We start from the raw sequence: 10,139 nt of genomic DNA, 5'->3' as shown, positions 1-10,139 counted from the left end.
AATTCTGAGGCGGAATCCGCCTCGGGGCTTCCATCGACTTCTCGAACCCGGAGGTTTTTATGCCGTCCGGCGCTTCGGCTCGGCCAGACAACACAAAGCCCGGGCGGGAAACCCGGGCGTATGGCCAGCCCGGCGCCGTCGGCGGCCGACGGCGCTTGGGATCAATGCAGGGTGCTGGGCGGGACCGTGGCGCCGAGGGCGCTGACGCAATAGACGTCGCCCATGGCCCGTTCCGCCAGGCCCAGATTGAGCAATTGTTCGCCGAGATCGGGGGGCAGCGGGCACGGTCCTTCCTGGCAGAGGATGGACAGCGCCCGTCGCTGGGCGAGGGTCAGACTGGTCCAGTTCAGATTCATGGCGGCCTCCTTGTTGCGTGACGGGAACGCCAGGAGGGGGCCGCGGTTCCGGCAGCCTGCGGGAGTTGATCGAGATTATGCCCGGGCCATGGCGCCTTCGGTATGATGGCGGCCGATGGGTACGATCATCGGCGTGTCCGAGACCGGATCGACCATTATGCGCGAGGCCATGCCGAAGACGTCATGCACCACCTTTTCCGTCATCACCGCGACCGGCCGGCCCTCGGCGACGATGGTGCCGGCTTTCATGGCCACGATATGGTCGGCATAGCGGCAGGCCAGGTTCAGGTCGTGCAGCACCACCACCATGGTGCGCCCGCCGGTCCTGACCAGGTCGGTCAGCAGATCGAGCACTTCCACCTGGTGGTTGATGTCGAGGAAGGTCGTGGGCTCGTCGAGCAGCAGCAGGTCGGTTTCCTGCGCCAGCGCCATGGCGATCCAGACCCGCTGCCGCTGGCCGCCGGAAAGTTCGTCCACCGGCCTTTCGGCCAGGTCCAGCGTGTCCGTGGCGGCCAGGGCCCGGGCGACCGCCGCGTCGTCCTCGGGGGTCCAGCGGCGGAACCAGCCCTGATGCGGATAGCGGCCGCGCCCCACCAGATCGGTGACGGTGATGGCTTCAGGGGCAATCGGACTTTGCGGCAGCACGCCGAGCACGGTCGCCACTTCCCGGGTCGGCATCTGGTGGATGGGCTTGCCGTCGAGATAGACCGCGCCGCGCGTCGGGCTCAGGAGGCGGGCGAGACCGCGCAGCAGGGTGGACTTGCCGCAGGCATTGGCGCCCACGATGACGGTGAGCTTGCCTGCCGGCACGGTAAGATCGAGCGCGGAGACGATCCGGCGGTCGCCATAGCCGAGATCGAGACCGGCGGCGAGGAGCTGGTGATTGGCGGACATGGCGAAGGCTCCGATCAGTTTACGCGGCCGGACCGGCCGGAGGCCATCAACAGCCATAGCAGGAACAGCGCGCCGCAGGCACCCGTGACGACGCCCACGGGCAATTGGGTATTGGGCAGCAGGTGCTGGGCGAGAAGATCGGAGACCAGCATGACCAGCGCCCCGACCAGGCTGGCATGGAGGAAGCCCCGCCCTGCCCCTTTCAACAGCGCGCGCGCCAGGGGGCCGGAGACGAAGGCGACGAAGCCCACCGGCCCAACGGCGGCGGTGGCAAAGGCGGCAAAGCCCACGGCCACCAGCATCAGGCCCAGCCGGTTGATTTCCACCCTGGCGCCCAGCGCCCGCGCCGTGTCGTCCCCCAGTTCCATGGCGTCGAGGCCGCGCAGCAGCGCGATCATGGCGGGCACGAGCACCAGCATGGCGCCGCCGAGCACGACGATGTCACCGGGACGGGATGCATTGAGGCTGCCCACCAGCCAGGCCATGGCCTGCTGCACCTCGTTGAGCCGGGCGCGGGTGAAGAGATAGGAGATGATCGCGGCCAGCATGGCGGCCATGCCGATGCCGATCAGCACGACGCGATAAGCGGTGACGCCATTGCGCCAGGCGAGGAGATAGATGGCGAGCGCGGTGAGCACCGCCCCGCCAAAAGCGCCCAGCGACACGGAAAGGCCGGACCAGCCCAGGATGATGATGGAGAAGACGGCCGCCGCGCTGGCGCCATGGGCGATACCGATAATATCGGGGCTGGCCAGGGGGTTACGCAGAAGAGTTTGGAAAATGATTCCGGCCAGCGCGAAGGCGGCGCCGGAGAGCAGCGCCAGAATGGCGCGCGGCAGGCGGACCTGGAGCACGATGAAGTCGATGCCGCGATCGGTGAGGCCGGTCAGGGGGGAGAAGAGCGAGCGGATGACCCCGTCGAGGGGCACGGGATAATCGCCGAGATAGAGCGCGGCGGCGAAGCCCAGGACCAGGGCGGCGGCCAGCCCGCCGGCGACGGCATGGCGGCGGGCGGCGGCCCGGCTTCGGGCGCGGCTGATGCGGCTGGTGTCGAGGGCGATGCTCATAGGGCGGCCAGCTTGCGACGGCGCACCAGCGCGATGAAGAAGGGGGCGCCGATAAAGGCGGTGACGATACCGACCTGGACTTCGCCGGGCGGAGAGATGACGCGGCCGACGACATCGGCGCCGAGCAGCAGGATGGGAGCCATTACCATGGAATAAGGCAGGATCCAGCGATAGCCCGGCCCCGTCACGGCGCGGGCGACATGCGGCACGGTGAGCCCGACAAAGGCGATGGGACCGGCGGCCGCCGTCGCCGCACCGGCCAGGATGACCGCGGCAAGGCCGGCCAGGCCGCGCGACAGGCCGATGCGCTGGCCCAGGGCGCGCGCCACGTCGTCGCCCATGGACAACCCGTCCAGAAGCCGCGCCGTGGCAAGGGCCAGCACGGCGCCCAGGGCAAGGAAAGGAGCGACCTGGAACACGATATCGATGGAGCGCCCGGCCAGCGACCCCACCTGCCAGAACCGCACCTCGTCGAGCGTGCGCGGGCTGGTCAGCAGGATGGCGTTGATGATCGATTGCAGCACGGCGGTGATGGCTGCGCCGGCCAGTGCGAGTTTCACCGGCGTGGCGCCTTCGCGGCCCAGCGAGGCGACCGCATAGACCACCAGCATGGCCGCGCCCGCCCCAATGAAGGCCAGCCATACATAGGTGGACAATTGCGTCATGCCGAAAAAGGCGACGCCGAGCACCACGGCCAGGGCCGCTCCGGCATTGATGCCGAGGATGGAGGGATCGGCCAGGGGATTGCGGGTGGCGCCCTGGAGCACTGCCCCGGCGAGTCCCAGGGCGGCGCCGACCAGCAGGCCGACTATGGTGCGCGGCAGGCGCAGGTCCTGGATGATGCGGTGCTCGGTGCTGGCCGGATCATAGGCGGTCAGCGCGCCCCATACGGTTTCGGCCGGAATGGCGCGGGCTCCCGTGGTCAGCGACAGGAGGGCGATGGCCACCAGGGCCATGGCCAGCAGCAAGAGACCCAGGCCGAGCCGGGCCGCCTTGCGCCCGCGATCCGAAACCGGAGCCGTCATCAGGGGGCAAGATCGGGATCGGCGGCGTTGATGGCGGCGGTCAGCTTTTCGAGTTCGCCGGCATAGGCAGCGTAATTGCGCAGCCAGAATGCGGGCCAATCCGTGACCTGGCCGGCAGCGGCGCCGGGATTGAGCGTCCAGGTCGGCTGCGCGAGCGCGGTCTGCAAGGTCGAGGCGGAACGATTGTCGACCAGGATCAGGTCGGCCGGGTATTTGTCGGCATTCTCCCAGCTGACGGTCTCGAAATAATTGTTTCCGGCGGCATCGACGCCTTCGGGCGAGATGAGATCGAGCCCCCAGGAGCGCAGATCGAGGAGTTCGGCGGCGCCGGCGGGATCGGCGAAGTAGATGGCATCGGCGCCGGCATAGACCGCAACGGCCTTGAGGTCGGGCTTGGCGGCCGTTGCCGCCTGGAAACCCGCCCGCGCGGCTTCAAAATCGGCCTTGCTGCGCGCAATGGCCAGATCGTCGAGATCGGCGCCGAGGCTGGCGGCCAGTTCTTCGTATTCCTCGATCATACCGACGATGGAATCGCTGGCGGCAACGCCGGTCAGCGGCGCGAGCGGGGCCAGCGCGGCTTCGACATCCGCACCGCCGGACCAGGCCCCGTTGCGGTCCCACCATTCGCCGATGATCAGGTCGGGATCAAGCGCGGCCACCTTCTCGATATCGACTTCACTCCAGGCCGTCCCGACGATCTCGATGCCGGTCAAGTCCAGGCCCTCGAGCGCCTTGGCGGCCTCTATCGGGCTATCGGCATAGATGCCGACGGGGCGGATGCCGAGCGGAATAAGGCCGGCAGCGGCATCCTGGTGGGCGATGATGCGCGTCGGCACCGCATCCAGCGTAACGGTCTCGCCATCGCCCCCGGTATAGCTCCAGGCCTGGGCGAAGCTGGGCAGCGCGGTCCCGGCAAGAAGGCAGAGCGCAAGAGCGGAGATGCGAAACATGGTGATGACCGTCAGGTTTTGGCTATGCCGTTCCCTAGCGTTGGTAAGATGAGCGGTCAAGTCATGTTTTTAATGCCAGCGGCCCCTATCCGGACAGCAAATCGCCGGGCAAGCCCGGCGATGCTGAAACCTTGCGAACCGCGCCGTCAGGCCGGTCGTCTGTACTGGTAAATGCCGACATCGATGGAGCCTTCGCTGAAGCCGGCTTCGCAATAGGAGAGGTAATAGACCCATTTACGGCGGAAATGCTCGTCGTAGCCCAGCGGCGCTATCATGGGCCAGCGCTCGAGAAACCGTTCGCGCCACAGCCGGAGGGTCCGGGCATAGGACAGACCGAAGGTCTCGACATTTTCCAACACGAGGCCATAGCGCTCGCCGAACTCCTTCATGACCTGCTTGGTCAGCAGCATGCCGCCGGGGAAGATGTAACGCTGGATGAAGTCGGGACCGGAGCGATAATGCTCGAAATCGGCTTCGCGAATGGTGATCGCCTGGATGGCGGCCGTGCCGCCGGGTTTCAGCCGATCATGCAGCGTCTGGAAATAGCTGGGCCAATTGTCCTCGCCCACGGCCTCGATCATTTCGATGGAACCGATATGGTCGAACTGTCCCTGGGTGTGCCGGTAGTCCTCGAAGACCAGCTTGGCATATTTATCGAGACCCTGCCGCTCGAGGCGCTCCAGGCCGAATTTCAACTGTTCGGCCGATAGCGTGATGCCGCGAAGATTAGCCTTGTAGTCCCGCGCGACGGTCTCGGCAAAGCCGCCCCAGCCGCAGCCGATCTCCAGGACGGAAGAGCCTTCGGTGATGCCCGCCATATCGGCGACGCGGTGATATTTGGCCAGTTGCGCTTCTTCCAGGCTCTGGTCGCCCGAGGAGAAAACCGCAGAGGAATAGGTCATCGAGGGATCGAGCCATTGGCCGTAAAAATCGTTGCCGAGATCATAGTGCTCGGCAATGTTCTTCTTGGACCCTTCCAGCGTGTTCCGGCGCGACACATGGTAATGCAGGTCCGAGGCGGCCTTGCGGAAAAAACCCTTGTTGGCGTTATCGAACATGTCCCGGTTCTGCAGGAAGAAGCGGAACAGCGCCGTCAGGTCATCGACCTCGATATCGCCGTTCATATAGGCCGCAGCGAAGCCCACCGTACCGCGTTGCATGGCTTCGTTGATGACCTTGAAATTGTTCAGCCGCAGCGTGGTGTGCTCGCCGGAATTGCCCTGGCCCACAGTGCGGGTGTGGCCATTGGGAAAGATGACGGTGAGCGAGCCGCGCGAAGGCTGTCCGATCAGGCGAAAGCCAATGGCCTCTACCAGCCAGGAAGTGAAATGCGTCCAGGGAGAAACGCCTGTACGGGAATGTTCTACGGCAGTTTTGGTCATATGCGCCGCCAGGTCCAAAGTATCGCGTTAAGAGGCGACCGGCCTATCGCTGTCGCCAAAATTCAGCGTCAGTGGCGTCTAACGTCAGGGGCGAAACACCCCATCCGATGACGTCGTGTGAACACTTTAGCCGCGATGCACATAGATGCAAGCGGCTGTTTGAAGTGAAATGGGCCGAACCGAAAACGATTCAAGAGAGGATGCGAAGGCAACGCCGATCAAGATCCACGGCGCGCTCAGCGCGGGGGACGGGCGATGTCCAGCAGGCGGAACTGGACCTGCTCGCGGCCCTGGTAATGATCCAGCGATAGCGAGCCGGCGAAGTGCAACGGCTGCTCGACGTCGCGCATCAGGATGTCGCCAACGGCCGTTCCGGCCGCCCGAAAAGCGATGGCCTTCAGTCTCGCGCCATCGTCGGAGGTCAGGCTGAAGCTGATATGGCCGCCCTTGCCGACGATCTGCGGATAGCGGGCGCGATGGGCCGGGAAGGCGAAGACCGGGGAAGGATTGCCCGACCCGAACGGCCCGGCCCGTTCGATGCCATGGAGCAAATCCAGGCTGGCTCCGCGTGCCGTGAGCGCCGCATCGATCTTGAGCGCCGAGGCGGCCCGCGCCGCCCGGACGCTGCTGCCGAGTCGCTCCGCGAGGAAGGCGCGGAACGTGCCGAGTTCGCCCGGGCGCAGCGAAACGCCGGCCGCCATGGCGTGCCCGCCGCCCTTTATGAGCAAGCCGGTTTCGACCGCTTCAATCACCGCCGAGCCCAGATCGACGCCGGGCATGGAACGGCCGGAGCCGGTGCCGGTGCCATCGGGATTGAGCGCGATCGCGAAGCTGGGCCGCTCGAACCGCTCCCGAAGCCGCGCGGCGACGAGACCGACGACTCCCGGATGCCAATTGGCGGAGGCCAGGACAAGCACGGGCGGCCCCTCCCCTCCGCCGATCTCGGCTTCGGCGGTCGCACAGGCTTCCTCGACCGCCTCGACCTCGATGCGCTGGCGCTCGCTGTTGAGCTCGTCCAATCGGGCAGCAATCGCCATGGCCTCGTGTTCGTCGTCGAGCGCCAGCAGGCGCGTACCGAGCGCCGCATCGCCGATACGGCCACCGGCATTGATGCGCGGACCGATGAGAAAGCCGAGATGGTAGGGGTTGATCGGGCCGTTGATGCGGGCGGCAAGGCCGAGAGCAGCCAGGCCGGGTCGATCACCGCGACGGGCAATTTCGAGGCCGCGGATGACGAAAGCGCGGTTGAGCCCAACCAGGGGAACCACGTCGCAGACCGTTGCCAGCGCGACCAGGTCGAGCAGTTTCAGCAAATCCGGCAGGCCGGTGTCGCCGCGTTGGCGCAGGACGCGGTTGACGGCGACGAGCACCATGAAGGTGACGCCCGCCGCACAGAGATAGGACAGCCCGGAAATGTCGTCCGGCCGGTTGGGATTGACCAAAGCAGTGGCAGGCGGAAGCTCGTGGTCGGAAAGATGATGGTCGATGACCAGCACATCGGCGCCGCGCTGGCGCGCATGGGCGATGGGGCCGTCGCTGGTCGTGCCGCAATCCAGCGTGATGACGAGGCTGGCGCCGGCATCGATCAGCTTGTCCATGGCGGCCACATTGGGCCCATAACCCTCGAAGATGCGATCGGGAATATGCACCTGCGGATCGAGTCCGAAATGGCGGAGATAGCGAGCCATCAGAGCACAGGAACAGGCACCGTCCACGTCGTAATCGCCGAAAAGGGCGATGCGCTCGTTATCGGTGATCGCGCGGGCCAGGCGCTCGGCCAGCGCATCCATCGCCGTCAGGGTGGACGGATCGGGCATGAGCGCGCGAATGGTCGGATCAAGCCAGGTTTCGGCATCATCAATGCCGACATTGCGGCCCGCCAGGATGCGGGAAAGAATATCGGAAATGCCCGCCCGCTGACCGATGGCCGTGGCGTTACGCGCCGCCGCCGCATCCAGACGATCCACCCAGGCGCGGCCGGTGACCGATTGGGAGATATCGAGAAAGGGGCGCGCGGTTTCGGGCATGCGCGAGGGTTAGGAGATTTTGCGGCCGGTGGGAAGGCCCGACGAAGGGATCGGCCCAGCTAATCACCGCCGCCGGCACGCCAGACGGTTTTCTCAGTCAGATCGACATCCTGCACGATGACCTCGATATCGGGGTCGGCAAGGGCACGAGCCTCGCCGATCGCGGCTTCGATAGCTTCCTCGCGCGACGAGAATGGCGCGGTGACGGTGCCTCGGAAAGTGAACTGCCAGGCGCCGTCCCGCAGATAGACTATTATGTGCCGCTCGGCCATGTCCGTTCTCCGTCACCTGACAACGGAGCGGCCGACAATACGTTCCTGACCACCACGTCTGGCGCGGGACGGCTAGCGGGCGTGGCGGGCCTTGATCCAGCGCGTGGTCTGGCTCCAACTGCGCATCACCACCGTGCTGGTTTCCACGCTGTTCCGGCGCAGCTTGACACCATCGACGAGCGAGCCGTCGGTGATGCCCGTCGCCGAGAACAGAACATCGCCGGACGCCAGATCGGTAACGTCATAGATGCGGTTCGGGTCGGCAATGCCGATTTCCTTGGCGCGTACGCGCTTGTCGGGACTATCCAGAATAAGCTTGCCCTGCATCTGCCCACCGATACAGCGCAAGGCCGCAGCAGCGAGGACACCTTCCGGCGCCCCGCCCGATCCGAGATAGATATCGACGCCGGTATCTTCGGTATTCACCGCGTGGATGACGCCGGCGATGTCGCCGTCGCTCAGCAGCTTTACCGGCACGCCTGCGGTTCGCAATTCCTCCAGCAGCCCGGCATGGCGCGGCCTGTCCAGCACGATGGCGGTGATTTCGGAGACGGGAACACCCTTGGCCCGGGCCAGCGATCTTACGTTTTCGGTGGCCGACCACTCGATATGCACCACGTCCGGCGGATAGCCGGCCCCGATGGCGATCTTGTGCATATAGACATTGCGGGCGACGTTGAGCAGGCCCCCGCGCTCCGCCATGGCGAGCACGACCAGCGAATCCGGCTGGTTCTTGGCGCAAAGGGTGACGCCTTCGAGGGGATCGACCGCGATATCGACTTCAGGCCCCTGCCCTGCGCCCACATTTTCGCCGACATAGAGCGCGTCGCACTCGAATTGCTCGCCTTCGCCGATCACGATGCGGCCGGCAATGGCAACCCGGTCGAGTTCGGACTTCATCGCGGCGACGGCCGCGTCATCAGCCGCCTTTTCATTGCCCTTGCCGCGCCATTCAGCGGCGGCGATGGCCGCACGCTCGGTTACGCGCACCATTTCGAGGGTCAACGTGCGGTGGAGATTGGCGGGGTCGCGGCCGTCTTCGACCTTGCTGAGCTTCATGATTTCCCCCACGCCGCTCCGATCCGGGGAATCAGAGCTTTTCGATGCGGATCAATTGCGGTTCGCCGACTATGAACCCGTCCGCGGCGATTTCCGCAAGCGCTTCGCGCACCGATGATTCCAAAGTCTGTTGCGTGATCATCACCACGGTGCGGGCCGGCGATCCATCGGGTGCGATTGCCTTGGCACTCAAATCCGACCGCTGGATGACGGAATCGATGGAGATCGACTTTTCGCCCATCCGGGTAGCGATGGCGGCTAGCGCGCCGGGCACATCCTTGGCGCTGAGGCGGATGTAGAAACCGCCCTCATGCGGCCGCATCGCAGCCTCGCTGAAGGGCAGCAATTCCGCGCTTGGCACCCCCAGCGGCGGTACGCGGGTGCCCCGGGCAATGTCGAGAATGTCGGACAGGACCGAGGAAGCCGTCGGTGGACCACCCGCACCCGGACCGGCAAGCAGCAATTCGTGGACATGGTCGGTTTCGAGGGCCACCGCGTTCATGACGCCGTCGACGCCGGCAATGGCGCTGCCCTTGGGCACGAAAGTGGGGTGAACGCGTTGCTCCACACCACCATCGATGCGCTCGGCGATGCCCAGGAGCTTGATTTTGTAACCGAGGTCGGCGGCCACCTGGATGTCGTGCTGGGTGATCGAGGAAATGCCCTCGATGCGCATCCGGTCGGGCGCGATTTCGTAGCCAAAGCACAGCGTGGCCAGAATCGCCAGCTTATGGGCGGTATCGAAGCCCTCGACGTCGAAAGTGGGATCGGCTTCCGCATAGCCGAGCGCCTGCGCGTCCTTAAGGCAATCGGCAAAGGAAATGCCTTCATTGCCCATCCGGGTCAGGATGTAATTGCAGGTCCCGTTCATGATGCCGAAGACCTTGGCGATACGGGCCGAACCCAGGCCCTCGCGGAGAGTCTTGATGACGGGAATACCGCCGGCCACCGCAGCCTCGAAGCCGAGCTGGGTGCCCGCCTCCTCCGCCATCCGGGCGAGAGTGACGCCATGCTTGGCTAGAAGCGCCTTATTGGCGGTGACGACGGGGCGGCCGATTTCGAGCGCCGCTTTTACGGCGGCGAAAGCGGGCCCGTCCTCCCCGCCGA

General features: G+C 65.6%; 10 protein-coding genes. All 10 read right to left on the bottom strand.

The genetic code is table 11. The annotated features are described in order from the left end of the window. Nucleotides 1-161: 161 nt before the first annotated feature. Nucleotides 162-356 (bottom strand): hypothetical protein, encoded by a 195-nt coding sequence (locus tag A3840_RS15050; protein ID WP_067458564.1) that lies wholly within the window; start codon nucleotides 354-356, stop codon nucleotides 162-164. A 75-nt stretch (nucleotides 357-431) separates the two neighbouring features. Then, nucleotides 432-1,250, bottom strand: a complete 819-nt coding sequence (locus A3840_RS15045; protein WP_067458556.1) for an ABC transporter ATP-binding protein — start codon at nucleotides 1,248-1,250, stop codon at nucleotides 432-434. A 14-nt stretch (nucleotides 1,251-1,264) separates the two neighbouring features. Continuing rightward, a complete protein-coding gene (locus A3840_RS15040) occupies nucleotides 1,265-2,317 on the bottom strand; it encodes a FecCD family ABC transporter permease (RefSeq protein ID WP_067458553.1) in 1,053 nt (350 codons plus the stop codon). Further along, nucleotides 2,314-3,342, bottom strand: a complete 1,029-nt coding sequence (locus tag A3840_RS15035; protein WP_067458551.1) for a FecCD family ABC transporter permease — start codon at nucleotides 3,340-3,342, stop codon at nucleotides 2,314-2,316. The genes A3840_RS15040 and A3840_RS15035 overlap by 4 nt, the downstream gene beginning before the upstream one ends. Further along, nucleotides 3,342-4,292 carry an ABC transporter substrate-binding protein gene (locus A3840_RS15030; RefSeq protein WP_067458548.1) on the bottom strand — a complete coding sequence of 317 codons (951 nt, stop codon included), beginning with the start codon at nucleotides 4,290-4,292 and terminating at the stop codon, nucleotides 3,342-3,344. The genes A3840_RS15035 and A3840_RS15030 overlap by 1 nt, the downstream gene beginning before the upstream one ends. 146 nt (nucleotides 4,293-4,438) lie before the next feature. Then, nucleotides 4,439-5,674: an SAM-dependent methyltransferase gene (locus A3840_RS15025; protein WP_082903934.1), complete on the bottom strand. Its 1,236-nt coding sequence runs from the start codon at nucleotides 5,672-5,674 to the stop codon at nucleotides 4,439-4,441. A gap of 236 nt (nucleotides 5,675-5,910) precedes the next feature. After that, entirely contained in the window at nucleotides 5,911-7,701 is a 1,791-nt protein-coding gene (recJ, locus tag A3840_RS15020) for a single-stranded-DNA-specific exonuclease RecJ (protein ID WP_067458545.1), read from the bottom strand. Nucleotides 7,702-7,760: 59 nt separating this feature from the next. Continuing rightward, the gene (locus tag A3840_RS15015; protein WP_067458542.1) at nucleotides 7,761-7,973 is read right to left on the bottom strand and encodes a DUF2188 domain-containing protein; all 213 of its coding nucleotides are present in this window, start codon (nucleotides 7,971-7,973) and stop codon (nucleotides 7,761-7,763) included. A 72-nt stretch (nucleotides 7,974-8,045) separates the two neighbouring features. Then, a complete protein-coding gene (gene glpX / locus A3840_RS15010) occupies nucleotides 8,046-9,032 on the bottom strand; it encodes a class II fructose-bisphosphatase (RefSeq protein ID WP_067458539.1) in 987 nt (328 codons plus the stop codon). A 31-nt stretch (nucleotides 9,033-9,063) separates the two neighbouring features. Further along, the coding region (locus A3840_RS15005) for a homoserine dehydrogenase (protein ID WP_067458536.1) at nucleotides 9,064-10,139 on the bottom strand (1,076 nt) is incomplete at its 5' end.

The sequence above is a fragment of the Devosia elaeis genome, assembly GCF_001650025.1.
Taxonomy (GTDB): Bacteria; Pseudomonadota; Alphaproteobacteria; order Rhizobiales; family Devosiaceae; genus Devosia; species Devosia elaeis.
The sequence above is the reverse complement of the archived record's forward strand: the minus strand, read 5'-3'. Positions and strand labels throughout refer to the sequence as shown.